The sequence below is a fragment of the Clostridium tetanomorphum genome, from assembly GCF_017873215.1.
In the GTDB taxonomy this organism is placed as follows: Bacteria; Bacillota; Clostridia; order Clostridiales; family Clostridiaceae; genus Clostridium_AO; species Clostridium_AO tetanomorphum.
Genome location: NZ_JAGGKA010000004.1, coordinates 76,941 through 93,507 on the forward strand (window position 1 = coordinate 76,941; position 16,567 = coordinate 93,507).

Consider the following 16,567-nt stretch of genomic DNA (forward strand, 5'->3'; position numbering starts at 1 on the left):
TTTTGTGACATTTTGATCATATAAATTTAAATACTTCTTTAATTAATGGGTAAAGAAGTATACCATCATAAAAAACGCAAAAGTCTCTGCAAGTAAATTTAGAAAACCGGTAGGTTGGTTAATAATTATTTTGAGATAACCCCAAAAAAAGCTGTCGTATTAGCGATTTTTCAAATCGTTAATACGACAGTACCTTGTTTTTTAACAATATAACTTAGCTAATTAACTCAGTTATTTAATAAGTTATATGCAATAATCTCACTTTGTCACACGAATAATTTTCTAAAATCTTTATTCTATAGCTTCCAGTTCGTACATCTCCTGAATGTGCACAATAGTATATATCTCCATTGGATATTTGATTTATAATAATAGAATGATAATATATATGCTTGTCATTATTACGTAATTGCAATACATCTCCTACTTTAGCCATTTTAATTAAACCGTCTAGATTATTCCTTGAATAAACAGTGGTGCTAGCTAATCCATTTTCGGTTAAATATTTATGCAAACCATTTACCCTAATCCAATTAACTCCGTAATTCCAACCACCTGAACTATTTTTTCTACAATACCACTCTCCAGAAGTAGAACTTGGAATATTAGCATTTGCTAAACATTGAGATACAAAGTTAGTGCAATCTCCACCCTGATTACCATCAAACTTAGGATATCTTGGATTACGTGAATGTGCATATGTTTCTGCATATCTTGCAGCTGCACTACGATCATAATGTTGAGCAGAACGTTTTTCTCTAGTAGAAATATTTTTCATAGAATTTATTGCTTTTACTCTATTATCTATGTCTTGAATGGCATCTTTTAAAGTATTAATTTCATTTTTAATATAATTAGAATCTTTAACAATGCTTTCATCCAAATTAATTAAAGGATCAAATGCATCTGATTCTATAAACCAACGATTATTAAATTTCTTTAATAACAAAATATGGTTTTGATCATCTGTATCTACTATTTTTTGTGAATTTTTTGTATATTCTTTTTTAGTATCTAAATGGAGATTAACAATACATTCATTATTATTTATGTTAATATTATTATAATCAATATTATAAACAATAGATTCTACATTTCTATTAAGTTTATTATTTAAAGTCAAAGCAAATTGAGTTCTTAAATCTACAACTTTTTTAAAATTTGAATTGTTTATTATGTCATCATAATTTACATCTTTATTTCCTTCTAATAATTTAAAATTATTGTCAAAGTATTTTCCAATTGTTTGTTTTATATTCTTAGTATTTTCTTGTGTCATATCTAGCGCCAATGCTTGTCCTGATGAAATAAAGCAACAAAATACTGTTAATAGTAACGAAATAACTATTTTTTTATTTAATATTTTTTTCATTAGATAAATCCTCCTCGTAGAATATAATTATATTATTTGTTACAAAACATATTCATAGAATGTATTTCTATAAATAATCCTATTAAAAAGCTTAATACAATACAACTATTTGTAAATCACATCACTCCTAATAATCAATTGTTTATAGATCTATTTTAAATACTAAAAACCTTCTTATATACTTTATTGCGTTATCAATAAAAGTAATTATTATTATAATTATTGGGAATTTCAACATACAAGTATAACTAATATTAAAAGATAAAAATTTTTATTAACTTTTAATATTATAGAAATATTCGAATATTTTTAATTAAACTACTTATTTTTACATGGATGTAATATATAATATAAAGCTTTATATTAATGGCAAATTGAATTTTACTACACGATATACTATTAATTCCAAAAAGTCAAATATTTGTATTTATATCAAGAATTTTAAACTTAAAAATTTTTAGGTGGATAGACTTATGTTTTATATACATACTGCTGATTGTAATTAAAATTTGCATAATAAAAGCATTTTTCTTATAATAGTTTTGTTACAAACTTAAAAGAAAAAATTGATGGAAGTGTAATATAATTGACGGACACAGAGTCATTAAAACAAGAATTTTGATATATGGAGAATCAATGCTTGTAGAATTTTGTAAGCGCCTAATTTAAAAGGAACAAGTAAGGAGAGAAATCAATGAATATACAAATTTTTGGTACTAAAAAATGTTTTGATACAAAAAAAGCAGAGAGATATTTTAAAGAAAGAAAAATTAAATATCAGTTTATAGATTTAAAGGAAAAAGGATTAAGTAAAGGAGAGCTTCAAAGTGTTAAGGCAGCAGTAGGACTTAATAATTTAATAAATGTTAATTCAAAAGAATATAAAAAGCTAAATATGGATAAGATTAGAGGAGATAGTATTAAGGAAGAAAATATTTTAAATAATCCCATACTATGTAAAACTCCTATTGTTAGAAATGGAAAGCAAGCTACAGTAGGATATGAACCGGATATTTGGAAGCAGTGGGAATAATTAATTAACATAAAGTTTCTTCAAAATAAAATTATTTTACAAAAATTACATAAAAAACAGGACTTGTTTATGGTATTTTGTAGGGGGTATAATTAATTTAAAATACTTACTACAGGAGGAAACTATTTATGCATATAAATGTTGGAAAAATTTCTATTATACTTATAGCTATAATGGTTATTTTTATTGGTCCAACAGCAAAAGCTGCACCAGCGCAAGTTACAAGAATTGGAGAAGAGGATAGATATGCAACAGCATCAAAAATTGCTACAACAAATTGGACTAGCTCAAAGGATGTAATATTAGTATCTGGAGAAGGATATGCAGATGCGGTAAGTGCATCTACATTAGCTAAGCAATTAAACGCACCAATACTCTTAACTAAAGCTAAAGAGCTTAATTCAAACACTCAGGAAGCATTAAACATATTAAAGCCTAAAAATATATACATAATAGGTGGCGAAGCTTCTGTATCCACACAGGTAAGAAAAGATTTAAGAAACAATTATAATTTAATAGAACTTAAAGGAAGAAATAGATATGAGACTAATATAGCTGTTGCTAGACAGTTATTAGATTTAGAGGTAAAGTCTGATAATGTTTTATTAGTTGGAGGAAATGGCTTTTCAGATGCTCTGTCTGTAGCTCCAATAGCTGCAGCTAAAGGACAAATACTTTTATTAGGAAACAATGATATGGATATAATGGAGCCAATTTTTCAGTTTATAAAGGAAAAAAATTGTCAAGTTATAGTAATTGGAACAGAGTATGTTATAAATAGCAATATGTATGAAGCGCTACAGGCTGTTTATAGAATACAAGGTGGAAAAGATAGATTTGAAACAAATTTAAATATATTACACCAGTTTAAAGATGATTTAAAAAGCGATAAATTATTTATTGCTAATGCCAGTGGACAAGGGTATGCGGATGCCTTAGTTGGAGGAGCTTTAGCAGGAAATACATCATCGCCACTGGTACTAGTCCATGATGATGATTCTTTGTCTACTGAAAAAGCTATAGATTATATTAAAGATACAGCAATTATAACAACAGATTTAAGTGCTATAGGGGGAAAAGGTGTTATTTCAGATAATACTATTTCACAAATAAATAATATTATGGCAAGTTCAAAAAATGGTACTCCTACAGTTAAGTCTATAGAAACTAATGGACTTAATCAAATAAAAATTGTATTCAATACAGAAATTAACAAAGATATGGCAGAACGTATAGAGAATTATCAAATTAATGGTGTGAATTTGGGAGAAAATGATAGTTTTAAAGCTTCAGCTAATCTTCAGGAAGATAATAAAACAGTACTTATTAATTTAACTAATCCATTTTCTCAACATAGAGATGTGATTGTCACGGTAAAGAGCAGCATATTGGACAAAGAATTAAATAGTAATATATCAAAGTTTGAAAAAAAAGTTATATTTGAAGATACTAATGAACCTAATTTAAAATCTATAATAGCAATTGGAAATAAAAAGTTAATAATTAAGTTTTCACAACCTATAAGAATGAAAATGAATGACTTGGATAAGATGAAAATCAATGGAGAAAGTATAACTGAGCTATCTTTAAATACTACATTAACTAATTTTAATAATAGTTCTGACAATTGGACTGATACATTAGAACTTTATTTTCATAATGAAATTAAAGCAGGAGTAAATATTTTTGAAATTCCGAAAGGTATTTCAGGAGTGCAATTTGATAATGCAGCAGGATTTCCTATACAAAAAACAGAGGCTAGTTTTAATGTAAAAGAAATAGATAAAAACATTAGGATAATAGATATAAAAGGGGATACTACTACAGGAACTATTTATGTAACTTATAACAGAGCAATGGATAGAGAAACAGCCCTTAATGGAAGTAATTATAATATAAATGGTGCTGTATGTAACTTAGGAGAAATAAGTTTTAAAGAAGGATCAAAGGATAGAGTAATTAAAATAGAGGAAGTGGGTTCTTTACTTTTAAATGGTGGAGATGAGATATTAATAATAAATAATATTAAAGATGCTTATGGTAATAAGGTGGAGGAAAATATGGGTACAACCTTCACTATTCCAAAGGATAGAACTAAACCTAAAATTATAGCTACAAAAATGATAGATAGTAGAACCATGCGTATTAAATTTAATAAAAATGTTTTAAGTACATATGCAACTAATAAATCTAATTATACATTAATTGATAGTGATGGTATCGACATTACGTATAAAATTCATGAAATTAAAGAAGCTAATGGTGTAGCTTTAGATAATATAAGTACATATGATATTAAGTTTACAAAGGATAATGCTTTAACAGAACCTGAATATATATTAAGGGTTAAGGATATTATTGATATTAATTCAATGCCAAATGTAATGGAAGAGTATAATGGAATAGTATATGGGGTAGATGATATAGCACCAATGATTACAGCAATAGTTAAAAAATTGGATAACCCTCAAAAAGTAGTTGTGTTTTTTAGTGAAAACATGGATAAAGAGTCTATTTCAAATGCATCAAATTATTATTATGTAAATGGTGTTGGGGATACAAAGGTTCTACCTAATAATGCAGAAATTTTTATCACTGAAGATTGTAAGAGCGTAGTTATTTGTTTTCCATCAAATTATATATTGGACAAAGGAAAATATGAAAATTATATTATAAAAATAGGTGTTGCTAATGTTAAAGATAGAAGTGGAAATAGTTTACCAGATATAGCTCATTTTGATAATATAAGTACAATTTACACTGGTGGTCCAAGTATTGTACAAAATACACTAAAAGTTTATTATGATGGAGATGATATAAAAGCTGAAATATTATTAAAGGATGCTTTAAATACATTAAACATAAATGATTTTAAGATAGCAGGACAAAGGCCAGATAAGGGAAGCATATTAGGTAGAAATATAATTTTAACCTTTGCCGATGGAAAAGAAGAAAATGTAAAAATCAATGCTATAAAAAAAGCTGGGGTAAATGTTACTTTAGAAATAGTTAATCCTAATTCTGCAGATATAGCAGGACGTAAATTAGAAGAAGCATGTGAGCAAGCATATAATGTACAACTTGAACCAAAAACTATTTTCCACTTATGGACAGTAGATAGTTCTTTTGAAAATAATTCTGTAACAGTAGTTTTTGATAAAAACATAGATAGCAGTATACAGAGTTTGTATGAGGATGACTTTATATTTACTAATGAAAGAACTGGGGGTAAATTAAAGGTACAAGCTGTAACAGTTAAGGAAAACAAGATCATATATAAATTTGAAGATGCTTCAATAAATTCGGGAGATATTATTAATGTTTATGCTAATTCAAATAATTTTAATGTGAATATAAGAAGTGAGAAAGATCTATCAGGAAATTTTTCCAAATATAGTCCATCATTAGATGATTTAAAGGTTAGAAAATTGATTGTAAAATAGATAAACTAGAGAGGACGGTTATTAACTTTTTGATTAAAGTTAATAACCGTCCCCATATTCTCATAGGATTTTAGAAAGTTATTCATAAAATGAAGAATCAATGTTATAATGTTATTGATAATGAATTTTATTATCAATAACATTATTAAGGAAGTGTAGCAATGTTGTTTTTTAATAAAAAGTCTAAAGGAAAAGAAATAGAATTAAAAGTAGATGGAATGATGTGCACTCATTGTGAGCTTGCAGTTAAACAAGCTCTTCAAAAAGTAGATGGAGTAAAGAAAGCTAAGGTAAGTCATTTTAAGAAAAGAGCCTTTATTACATTAGAAGAAGGAAAAGATGTACCAATTTTTGAACTAATACATGCTGTAAAGACTACAGGATATGATGCTTGTGAAGTTTAAAATATTTAACCCTAAGTGTTTACATTCACTCAGGGTTTATTTTTAACTTAAAGTATTCCAATATATATATGCAACCTTTAATTTAGTCTTAAAGGTTATACTGTATAATAGTAGTATAAAAATAATAAGAATATCTTACAGATCAAATAAAAATTGAAAGTATTTATATAGGTGCTTTTATTTATGAATGTTTGTCTATGCTGAGATATTTATTATCTGGATGAATTTAACATGGTTATTATCAATGTAAAATCAAATAATATAATTATATAAAAATTATATTAAATGGAGGTAACAGTATGAGAAAGCTTTCAGAAGTAGAAGTACTATCTTTAACGTCATTATTGAAGATGGAAAAGGATGGATTAATTGTACAAAAAGCAGTGAATACATTAATAACAGATGATAACTTAAAGAGACAAGGAGAAGCTAGCGTATTGGCATCAGAGGGCAGAATAAAAGGATTGCAACAATTTATTAATGAAAATGAAATAACAATTCCAAGAGAGGTGTAATAGAATGGCAAAGATAATTGAAAATATGATTAAAAATAATGTTAATATTAATGATAAAGTTATATCCGCAAATATGCTTTCTGCTGGAAAAGCTGCGGCTGATGCATATCTTAATGCTACGCTAACAAGTAGTACTCCAGAATTAAGATCTATATATTCTGCTAGTTTAAATCAAATAGTTGGAGGACATAGTGCTCTTACAGAATTAGCTGTAAATGAAGGTTGGGATAAACCTTATGATTCACCTAAGCAACAATTAACTGATACTTATAATGAATTAAAAACTGTAATCAATAAAGTTGAACAATAGTGTAAAGTAAAATCTATTGTAAGTATAAAAAATATACCTCCAAATGTTAGTTTCTTATAAAACATATATAACATATGTTCTACTATTGTAATTTGATAGTAACATAATTTTGTTTATAAACATATTATATTAAGTGATATAAGTTAGCAATATTTTGGAGGATATCTTTGAAGATTAGCAATATTAAAGAAATGACATTGTTTGAGCATCATTTTTGGTTACAGATTTTGGGGGATCATTCCAGATTTCTTTTAAACTCACTTTCACCAAAAGAAGTACCTTTTATTGAACAAGCAAATAAATTTAAAAACTTATTTGATAATTTATTAAAAAAATCGAGGCAATCACTTTTAGAAGAAGAGTTGTTTACCTTAAATAATCATGCTTATGATGCAGCTATGAGAATTAGAGAGTTTAAGCTAGATATAATTGATAGGCAGATTACTGATCAAATTACCATTTCATTACCACCTACATTTATTAATCATATGGTTAACGAAGTTAATGAATATATATTTATATTAACTGAATTAATGAGGAACAATATACCACCCATAAGAGATATTCATCTTCATCTTCTATGGCTTCCTGATGGATCAGGTCATGCATCTAATATAGCTAGTAGTCTTGATGTGACAGAAAAAGAATTGATTAAAAAGAGTAAGCAATATTCTAAGGAATTCGATAACTTATACTTGAGAACTATAGAGTACAATGGTTATACGAGAACAGGTATTTGTCATTTTCCTGCACTTGATAGTCTTAATAATAATGCTGACAAGACAATGAATTGCTTTAAAGAATTTTTAAATGAATTAAAAAAAGGTATTATAGAAAAGAAAATACTTGGAACTCTTGTACCATTGATACCTGATCATATGTTTAGAGAAGAATGCTATTATCTAACCAAACTTTCAATGGTTTCGAACATAAAAAAACCTGAATGTGATCCTACAAAACCAAGAGTAGAGAGCTAAGTTTAGCGTATAAGAAAATCCTAGTTTTATTATCTAGGGATCTTTTAATGTATAAATGTATTTTTATTCATATTTAACACCACCTATATTGTGGGACAGTTATTAAGTTTTTCAATAAATTTAATAACTGTTCCACAATATTGTAAAAGAATAACACAAATATTAAATTACTGTCCCCACGATTTTAACAAGTTTTAAATTTTAATAACCGTCCCCATTATTCATTATTTTAATCCCTGAATTTTTTAAAGGTATGAATTAATTTTTTAGTGTAGTTATGTTGAGGATTGTTGTAGATATCGTAGTTTTTACCTACTTCTATGATTTTTCCTTTGTTCATTACTGCTATTTCATGGCAAAAGGCTGTAACTAAATCTAAATCATGAGATATAAATAAATAGGTTATACCAAATTCCTTTTGAACCTTTTTCAATAGCTGTATAATCTGGGCTTGTACGGAAACATCTAGCATGGAAGTTGCTTCATCTAAAACTATAAATTTGGGTTTTAATAGTAAAGCTCTAGCAAGGGCAACTCTTTGAATTTGTCCTCCACTTATTTGATGAGGATATCTACTTAAAATTTCCTCTTTTAAATGAACATAATTTAAAAATTCTTTAATCTTTTCTATTGCCTCATTTTTACTCATTAAATTGTGAATCAAAATAGGTTCTAGTAAGCTAAACAATATAGTTTTGCTAGTATTTAAGGAGGTATCAGGATGTTGAAATATTATTTGCATATCTTTTCTTAAATTTATCATGTGTTTTGGGGAATATTTTGTTATGTCATAGCCATTAAAATATATTTCTCCGCTATCACAGGGAATAAGTTTAAGAATTGCTCTGCCTAAAGTAGATTTACCGCAACCACTTTCACCTATAAGTCCAAGAGTAATTCCTTTTTTTATATGTAAAGATACATTATCTAAAGCTACGGATTTGGTTTTTATGAAACCATTTCCCTTAAAAGTTTTAGTTAAGTTATTTACTTTTATCAAACAAAAAGCACCTCACTTTAGAGCCATTTCCCATTGTATAAAAATCAGGTTTTACTAATGAACATATAGACATTTTATTAGGACATCTTGGTGAAAATTTGCATCCTGTGGGAGGATTAATAAGGCTAGGAGAAGAACCTTCCATAGGTTTTAATCCTTTATGGGGCTGAGAAAATACAAGCCCCTTTGTATAAGGATGATTAGAATTTTCTAAAACATTATAAGCCTTTCCCATTTCAACTATATCACCGGCGTACATAACAGCTATATCGTCACATAAATTTTTAGAAAGAATTAAATCGTGGGTAATTAAAAGCATACCGCAATTATGAGCATTAGTTATTTTATTTAAGGTTTCATAGACTTGTTCACGAACTATAGCATCAAGTCCTTTGGTAGGTTCATCTGCAATAATCCAATTTGGATTGCAATATATACCCATGGAGGCTAAAACTCTTTGCTTCATACCACCACTAAGTTCAAAAGGATAGGACTGTGAAACCTTATAAGGATTAGGAAGAAATAATTCTTTTAATAAGTTAAGTACTTTAAGTTTACGAGTTTTTTTATTATCATCTGTTCCTTCACTTATTTGTTTTCCTACCTTCATTATTGGATTTAAAGCAGTACCAGGATTTTGAGGGATTAAAGCTATATCTTTTCCTCTTAAATTTCTCATGCTATTTATATCTAATGATAATAAATTAGTGTCCTTATAGAATATTTCCCCAGAAATAACAGCATTGCTAGATAATAAACCTAATATGGATAGGCCTAATACAGATTTACCACTGCCTGTTTCACCTATAAGACCTAATACTTTTCCCATAGGAATTTCTAGAGAAACATGGTCTACAGCTCGAACATTTCCTTCTTTAGTTGGGAACTCTACTTTTAAATTTTTTATACATATATCCATATTCATGAAAATTACCTCATTTATATATATTGATTGTAAATATTTTTTCCTTTGTCCAAATAATCTCTTATATAATCGCCAATTATATTAATGCTTAAACTTAGAAGCATAATAGCAACGCCAGGAGCTATTATTAATGTAGGATGACTAAGATAATAGGTTTTAGCATCACTTATCATTATTCCCCAATCAGCAGTAGGAGGTTGTAATCCTAATCCTAAAAAGCTAAGACTTGCTATAGATAATATGACTTTGCCTATTCTCACTGTAAATAAAACTACAAAAGGACCTAGTATATTTGGAATTATATGATGAATTATTATATAGAAATCCATAGCACCAATAGATTTAGCACCTTCAATGTAGTCTTCTTCACGTATACTTAAAACTTCACTTCTAACTATTCTAGAAAAACCAGCCCAAGATGTAATAACAACAGATAATAGTATACTTTTTATACCAGGACCCATTATACCTATTATGGCAATCATAAAACTCATTGAAGGTATGGATTGTAATATATTTACTATTATCTGTATAAAGGAATCTAATTTTCCTCCATAGTAACCGGATAATATTCCAATTATAAAGCCCAAAAACATAGTTATTATTGAAGCTATAACAGATAAAAAGATGGAACTTCGTCCACCATAAAGTAATCTACTAAGTACATCTCTTCCTAAAGCATCTGTCCCCAGTAAATGTTTCTTACAAGCAGGGGATAGAGTATTTGTCATATCAACTTCTATAGGATCATAAGGAGAAATTAATGGAGCAAATATACTTAGAAGTAGAATTATAGCTAAGGTAATAACAGCAAATTTATATATTTTCATATTAAGATTCACCTCCAAGTCTTATTTTAGGATTTAAAATAAGATAGGATAGATCTATAAGTAAATTAAAAACTATATAAACAATACCTGCAAATAGAACATAACCTTGAATTACAGGATAATCTCTATTAAATATTCCTTCTATGGCAAAGCTGCCCATGCCAGGAATAGCAAATATACTTTCAATTACAGCAGTTCCTCCTAATATGCCTGCAAAATAGTTACCTATAAGTGTTATTATTGGCAATAGAGAATTTAAAAAGGCATGTTTTACAACTATAATTTTATAAGAAAGACCCTTTGATTCTGCAGTTATAATATAGTTTTTATTAAGCTCCTTTAAAACATTAGCTCTTGTAAGTCGCATTATTACCCCAATGGTTCCAGAAGCTAATATAAAAGAAGGCATAATAAGACTTTTAAAACTTTCTATACCGTTGGTTGGAAGTAGTTTAAGTTTCTCTGAAAATATAGTTATTAAAACAAATGCAAACCAAAATCCTGGAATTGAAATAAAGATCAAAGCTATAATTCTTCCTACATTATCAATATAACTATTATTTTTTACTGCCATAATAACTCCTAATGGTATACCAAGTAATATAGCAATAATTACTGCAAATATAGATATGGAAAAGGTTATAGGGATTCTTTTAACTAATTCATCAAATACAGGCTGGTCTGTTATGTAAGATTTTCCTAGATCGCATTTTATAGCTTTTTTAACCCATCGTACATATTGAGTTAATATTGGATCATTTAATCCCATATCCTCTCTCATAGCGTAGACTTCTTCTTTAGTAGGTTGACTTATACCATCTCTAGTGAGAATTTCACGCGCCGGATCTCCCGGCGCTAGTATCCCTAACATAAAAGATATAAGTGAAATTCCTATAAGTATTGGTATAGTACACAATATTCTTTTAAATAAATATTTAAATATTTGTGCCATTATTTACTCCATTGAAGCTCTGGAAGAGTAGTTCCATATATAAATGCATTGTGTCCAGTAACTTTTTTATTAGATACAACTAAATTCATTTCACTAAAAAGAGGTATTGTAGGAAGATCCTTAGATGATATAGATTGAATTTCATCATATATAGCAGCTCTTTCATCTATATTTAAAGTTTTATCTAACTTATTCATAAGATTATCAACCTTATCATTTTTATATCCAAAATGATAACTTTTATTTGTAGAACCAGTACTTCTCATATAATTATCAAACATAGTGTATGGCTCCATGTTTGGTAAACCTTGAATATGCATTTGTAAATTAAAGTTTCCCTTATCTCTTATTTGGTTGAAAGTAGCAAAATCATATATACTTATGTTTACATTTAAACCTAATTCTTTTAATACAGACTGTATGTATTGAGCTTCTTCTTTATAAGGATATTTTTTTGTAAATTCAGAAGGAATAATCATAGTAACATCTGCTGTTTTACCTTTTAATACTTCGGAAGCTAGTTTCTTTGCTTTTTCTAAATCATGTTCAGGCTTTATTTCTTTATAAAATGGTGAAACATGGTTTAAAAGATTTTGTGTAGGGTTACCAAAACCTTTATAGAATTTATCAACTATTAGTTTTCTATCTATAGCTAAGCTCACAGCTTCTTTCATCTTTGGATCATTGAAAGGAAATTTAGTTCCGTTAAGAGAAAGAAAATGATTAATACTAGATTTTTCAACGGAGCTTTCAAAGTTAGAATCTTTTAATAGTTCTTCAGCTAAGTTTGGAGTTATTGCACCTAAGTCTAAAACTCCCATAATTTCTTCGGCTTTTAATGCAGAATATCTTGTCTGCCCTTCTGGAATAGTTTTAATTCTTACTTTGTTAGCCTTTGCTTTTTCACCCCAATAATTATCATTAGCTTCTAATACACAATAAGAATTCTTTTTAGATTCTACCAATTTAAAAGGACCTGTTGCATTAGGCTTATCCACTATGAAGTTTCCATCTTTACCAAAGTCATTTGGATGGAATATAGGGCTTCCGAAGTTAACCATATTGTATGGTAGTGTAGGTACTGGGTTTTTAAAGTTTAATCTTACTGTAAAGTCATCTACCTTAACACAATCAATTAACCCTGGATATATTTTATCTACTTTAAAAGTATAGAAGTTAGATTTACCATTTTTAAGCTTTTTATATCTATCAAAGTTAGCAACTACTGCGTCTGCATTAAGTTTTTCTCCATTATGGAAAGTTACTCCTTGTTGGAGCTTAAAGGTCCATTGTTTTGCATCCTTTGACATTTCCCAAGACTTAGCTAATTTAGGAGCAGGTTTGCCGTTTTTATCCATAGTTACAAGTGGTTCCCACACATAGGATATAACATTGGCGAAATGTACATTTTCTTTTCCTGGAGCTATATCTCTAGGAGCAGCTAGTACGATTTCTTTATTATTATCAACTTTAGTATTTACTTTTTCAGCTTTATTGCCACAACCTGATAGGGCAATGGATGATACCATTACAAGAGCTAATAGTTTACTGAATATAGTTTTTTTACTAGATAGTGATTTAAACATAATCAATCCTCCAATTTAATCTTTAAAATAAAAAAATCTTCTCTACAAAGAGAAGACAGCTATAAATTAATAAATATTAATATTTACTAATAAAAAAACAAACACCTCCTCATCCGCGTGAGCAAATCTTATAAGTTTTCATGGCAGGTCTCCTGACTTGAGATCATAGCACTATCATTACCTTCCCATTGATAAACAACAGTGGTATACAATGATATGCTCACTCTTACAGTGGCGGGACCGTGTTGGATTTACACCAAGCTTCCCTTTTAAGCAATTCAATATTGCACCATAAAAATTCATATTATTACATTATTCTAGGTAATTATAGCACAATGTGAAAAATAAGACAATTTTTTAATAGTAATATTTTATTTATTACATATTTACAACAAGTCGTGTTACCACAGGAGTAAATTTATCTTTATCCCATTGCAAAATAGATTCCACAGCACCTAAAATATCAGAATTGTAAAGTCCTATAATTCTTTGATTTGTGAGAAGACTAAAGATTTCAGAACCATTTAAACTCAAAGGGGATAAATATGATAGAGAGAGTACTCCTCCAATTTCAGGTTTCTTTAGCTTTCCATTTGAATCATAAATATTAGATAAATATTCTTTATCTCTTATAGCTGTAAGATCTATTAAACCTTCTAGTTTTCCATTAATTGATTTAACTCGTACTTTATAATAATTTTCATATATTGCACTATATTCATTTTCATCATTGAATTTATCAAAGTCAAAAATAAGTTTTGATATATTATTTTTAAAAGAATAAATATAATTAAAATAGTAGTTAGCGCTACCACCTGAGGCTATGGATAAGAATACTTGAGGGGTTGTATTTTTTTGAAATCGGCCTACAAATAGATTTGGGTCAAATCCGGAATTTTCTTTTGGTTTAACAATTATATTAACTCCTGTTTTTTTATTTTCTATAGTAAGAGTTAAATCCTCAACAAAACCATTTTCGCCATAGGGTTTTTTCCCTGTAAGTATTAAAGTTTCATCAACGCCATCACCATTTACATCTGCAACTTTAGTTTGGAGAATATATACTTTATCTGAAGTGTTAACTAATCCATCTGGTATTCTAAAAAACATATACACACCTTAAATTATTATTATCACATTATTATATTAAAGAAAATTAAAAAAGGTACATAATATAAAGGGACATTATCAATTTTTAAGTTTTTAGCAAGCAATACTTAAAGAATTTAATAGTATCAGTGATTATTATGATATTTTTATTCTAGCCATGAAAAAATTAATTACATCATACTTAAAATATTATAAGAAGCTTCAAATTGCAAATAAAAAGTTATTGCTACAATATCCGGAAATTGAAAATTTAAACAAATAAAGCTAATAAGCGTGAACTTTAGTATATACTATTCTAAAGGTATGTAATTCATTTTTCATAAAACATGAATTAAGGGAAGTAAATGGACTTCCCTTAAATATTTATATAATTTTAACACTACTTTAAAACATAACCTTAATTAGAGTTTTCTTTGAAAAGAAAGGTTCTACTTTGTTAATATCTTTCCATTATAAATTTTATGTTGAATGCCATTTTCCAAGGCTATTTTTCCAGATACTACAACGTATTCTATACCTTTTGGCTTAGCAAATGGTTCAGTGAAGGCGGACATATCTTGTATATTATCTAAATCAAATATAACTAAATCCGCAATTTTACCAACTTCTATAACTCCTCTATCTTTAAGTCCTAAAAGCTTAGCAGGAAGACCTGTGGCTTTACAAATTACTTTTTCCAAGGGAAGGAGTTTTTTATCTAAGCATGTCCTAATAAACTTTGGAAAAGTTCCAAAATTTCTTGGGTGAGGGGTACCAAATTCAAAGTCATGAAATCCTAAGGCAGCACCATCGCTTCCAACAGCAATTCTTTCATGTTTCATAATGTATTCCACATCTTCTTCATTCATACTATAGTAGATTACTGAGGCAGCACCCTCAGTTTGAAGGAGTAATAATTTAACTACTTCAGCTAAGGATATATTAAGTTTGTTTGAAATTTGAAGCAAACTTAAGCCTTGATAATTTTCTTTGGTACCTTCAGAAGAAGATATTACTATTTTATCTCCACCACCTCTAGCATAAATGTTTTTTTTAATAATTTTTGAAATATCCTGCCACTGATAGCTATTAAATCTATTTCTTATTGATTCTATGCCACCTTCTTGAGCATCTTTAGGAATAAGAGGATAAAGTGAAGTACAAGAAGCTATATATGGATACTGATCACAGGATATATTAAGCCCTTTAGAAATAGCATCATTTATAAGATTAAGTAGTTCTTTTCCACGTCCCCATTGATTTCTTCCCATAAGTTTTAAATGAGATATATGACAATGAACGCCGCTTTTTCTAGTAATATCTATCATTTCTTTTACAGCCTTAAATACCATATCTCCCTCATTACGCATATGAACAGTTAATATGGCATCATATTTTTTCAATACTTTAGCTAATTCTACTAATTCCTCTTTTTCTGTGAAGCTTCCTGGTGGGTAAACCAAACCTAAGGACATACCCCATGCTCCTGCTTTAAGTTCTCTTTCTAATAAATATTTCATTTTATCTAATTCTTTAATAGTAGGTTTTCTATTTTCAAAACCCATAACTGTCATTCTTAGAGTACCGTGACCTATTTGAGGAAGACCGTTTATAGCAGGAGGATTTTTGTTAACTCTTTCTACATATTCTTTTAAAGTTGAAAAATTTAAATCTATTTTATGTGTATTATAGCAAAGGGTTTTACAATAATTTAATATGTTGTTTTTTATAGCTTTATTGTTAGGAACTAAAGATATACCACAGCTACCTATTAATTCTGTAGTTATTCCCTGAAATATTTTACTTTCCAAATCTTTATAAACTAGAAAAGAACTATCTGAATGAGAATGTATATCTATAAATCCTGGAGATAATATATGTGCTTTACCGTCTATGATTTTTAATCCATTTAACATATTATTTTTACTAACAGCTTCTATTTTATCCTTTATTATTCCTATAGAACCTTTGAAAGGTTTGCCACCTTTACCATCTATTATTAGTACATTATTTATAACTAAATCAAACATAGGCATTCTCCTTTTTTTAAAATATTATGGAAGTTATGATGAGAAATTAATTACATTTCATTGATTAAATTATATCACAAATCTTTCAAAAATGAAAAAAT

General features: G+C 28.1%; 14 protein-coding genes and 1 riboswitch. Of the genes, 6 read left to right on the top strand and 8 right to left on the bottom strand.

What is annotated here, in order from left to right; translation table 11 throughout:
• Nucleotides 1-235: 235 nt before the first annotated feature.
• Nucleotides 236-1,372, bottom strand: a complete 1,137-nt coding sequence (locus tag J2Z24_RS05125) for an amidase domain-containing protein (RefSeq protein WP_035149580.1) — start codon at nucleotides 1,370-1,372, stop codon at nucleotides 236-238.
• A gap of 694 nt (nucleotides 1,373-2,066) precedes the next feature.
• Here J2Z24_RS05125 and J2Z24_RS05130 point away from each other — a divergent pair.
• From J2Z24_RS05130 to J2Z24_RS05155, 6 genes are all read left to right on the top strand, one after another.
• The gene (locus J2Z24_RS05130; RefSeq protein ID WP_035149579.1) at nucleotides 2,067-2,405 is read left to right on the top strand and encodes an arsenate reductase family protein; all 339 of its coding nucleotides are present in this window, start codon (nucleotides 2,067-2,069) and stop codon (nucleotides 2,403-2,405) included.
• Between the two features lie 128 nt (nucleotides 2,406-2,533).
• Nucleotides 2,534-5,848 (top strand): cell wall-binding repeat-containing protein, encoded by a 3,315-nt coding sequence (locus tag J2Z24_RS05135; protein WP_035149578.1) that lies wholly within the window; start codon nucleotides 2,534-2,536, stop codon nucleotides 5,846-5,848.
• A 164-nt stretch (nucleotides 5,849-6,012) separates the two neighbouring features.
• Nucleotides 6,013-6,252, top strand: a complete 240-nt coding sequence (locus tag J2Z24_RS05140; protein ID WP_035149619.1) for a heavy-metal-associated domain-containing protein — start codon at nucleotides 6,013-6,015, stop codon at nucleotides 6,250-6,252.
• 299 nt (nucleotides 6,253-6,551) lie between these two features.
• Nucleotides 6,552-6,767, top strand: a complete 216-nt coding sequence (locus J2Z24_RS05145) for a hypothetical protein (protein WP_035149575.1) — start codon at nucleotides 6,552-6,554, stop codon at nucleotides 6,765-6,767.
• A gap of 4 nt (nucleotides 6,768-6,771) precedes the next feature.
• Complete coding sequence (locus J2Z24_RS05150) at nucleotides 6,772-7,077, top strand: spore coat protein (RefSeq protein ID WP_035149572.1); 306 nt, start codon at nucleotides 6,772-6,774, stop codon at nucleotides 7,075-7,077.
• A 167-nt stretch (nucleotides 7,078-7,244) separates the two neighbouring features.
• Complete coding sequence (locus tag J2Z24_RS05155) at nucleotides 7,245-8,054, top strand: DUF2935 domain-containing protein (RefSeq protein WP_035149571.1); 810 nt, start codon at nucleotides 7,245-7,247, stop codon at nucleotides 8,052-8,054.
• 229 nt (nucleotides 8,055-8,283) lie between these two features.
• Here the strand turns inward: J2Z24_RS05155 and J2Z24_RS05160 are convergent, their stop codons facing one another.
• The 7 genes from J2Z24_RS05160 to J2Z24_RS05190 all read right to left on the bottom strand — a co-directional run bounded on the left by J2Z24_RS05160 (nucleotide 8,284) and on the right by J2Z24_RS05190 (nucleotide 16,466).
• On the bottom strand, nucleotides 8,284-9,054 hold the full coding sequence (locus J2Z24_RS05160) for an ABC transporter ATP-binding protein (protein WP_035149569.1): 771 nt from the start codon (nucleotides 9,052-9,054) through the stop codon (nucleotides 8,284-8,286).
• Complete coding sequence (locus J2Z24_RS05165) at nucleotides 9,038-9,979, bottom strand: ABC transporter ATP-binding protein (RefSeq protein WP_035149567.1); 942 nt, start codon at nucleotides 9,977-9,979, stop codon at nucleotides 9,038-9,040. Before J2Z24_RS05165 ends, J2Z24_RS05160 begins: the two co-directional genes overlap by 17 nt.
• A gap of 14 nt (nucleotides 9,980-9,993) precedes the next feature.
• Entirely contained in the window at nucleotides 9,994-10,809 is an 816-nt protein-coding gene (locus tag J2Z24_RS05170; protein ID WP_035149564.1) for an ABC transporter permease, read from the bottom strand.
• Nucleotide 10,810: 1 nt separating this feature from the next.
• Nucleotides 10,811-11,761, bottom strand: a complete 951-nt coding sequence (gene nikB / locus J2Z24_RS05175) for a nickel ABC transporter permease (protein WP_035149562.1) — start codon at nucleotides 11,759-11,761, stop codon at nucleotides 10,811-10,813.
• A complete protein-coding gene (locus tag J2Z24_RS05180; protein ID WP_051593353.1) occupies nucleotides 11,761-13,347 on the bottom strand; it encodes an ABC transporter substrate-binding protein in 1,587 nt (528 codons plus the stop codon). The genes nikB and J2Z24_RS05180 overlap by 1 nt, the downstream gene beginning before the upstream one ends.
• Nucleotides 13,348-13,472: 125 nt before the next feature.
• A riboswitch (cobalamin riboswitch) is annotated at nucleotides 13,473-13,656 on the bottom strand.
• A 69-nt stretch (nucleotides 13,657-13,725) separates the two neighbouring features.
• Nucleotides 13,726-14,457 carry a YybI family spore inner coat protein gene (locus J2Z24_RS05185; protein WP_035149560.1) on the bottom strand — a complete coding sequence of 244 codons (732 nt, stop codon included), beginning with the start codon at nucleotides 14,455-14,457 and terminating at the stop codon, nucleotides 13,726-13,728.
• Between the two features lie 428 nt (nucleotides 14,458-14,885).
• The gene (locus J2Z24_RS05190) at nucleotides 14,886-16,466 is read right to left on the bottom strand and encodes an N-acyl-D-amino-acid deacylase family protein (RefSeq protein ID WP_035149558.1); all 1,581 of its coding nucleotides are present in this window, start codon (nucleotides 16,464-16,466) and stop codon (nucleotides 14,886-14,888) included.
• Nucleotides 16,467-16,567 lie beyond the last annotated feature (101 nt).

What these genes read in the sequence shown, in the direction of transcription:
- J2Z24_RS05125 (WP_035149580.1), bottom strand. Translation starts at nt 1,372, where the DNA reads ATGAAAAAAATATTAAATAAAAAAATAGTTATTTCGTTACTATTAACA.
- J2Z24_RS05130 (WP_035149579.1), top strand. Translation starts at nt 2,067, where the DNA reads ATGAATATACAAATTTTTGGTACTAAAAAATGTTTTGATACAAAAAAA.
- J2Z24_RS05135 (WP_035149578.1), top strand. Translation starts at nt 2,534, where the DNA reads ATGCATATAAATGTTGGAAAAATTTCTATTATACTTATAGCTATAATG.
- J2Z24_RS05145 (WP_035149575.1), top strand. Translation starts at nt 6,552, where the DNA reads ATGAGAAAGCTTTCAGAAGTAGAAGTACTATCTTTAACGTCATTATTG.
- J2Z24_RS05150 (WP_035149572.1), top strand. Translation starts at nt 6,772, where the DNA reads ATGGCAAAGATAATTGAAAATATGATTAAAAATAATGTTAATATTAAT.
- J2Z24_RS05165 (WP_035149567.1), bottom strand. Translation starts at nt 9,979, where the DNA reads ATGAATATGGATATATGTATAAAAAATTTAAAAGTAGAGTTCCCAACT.
- J2Z24_RS05170 (WP_035149564.1), bottom strand. Translation starts at nt 10,809, where the DNA reads ATGAAAATATATAAATTTGCTGTTATTACCTTAGCTATAATTCTACTT.
- nikB (WP_035149562.1), bottom strand. Translation starts at nt 11,761, where the DNA reads ATGGCACAAATATTTAAATATTTATTTAAAAGAATATTGTGTACTATA.
- J2Z24_RS05180 (WP_051593353.1), bottom strand. Translation starts at nt 13,347, where the DNA reads ATGTTTAAATCACTATCTAGTAAAAAAACTATATTCAGTAAACTATTA.
- J2Z24_RS05185 (WP_035149560.1), bottom strand. Translation starts at nt 14,457, where the DNA reads ATGTTTTTTAGAATACCAGATGGATTAGTTAACACTTCAGATAAAGTA.
- J2Z24_RS05190 (WP_035149558.1), bottom strand. Translation starts at nt 16,466, where the DNA reads ATGTTTGATTTAGTTATAAATAATGTACTAATAATAGATGGTAAAGGT.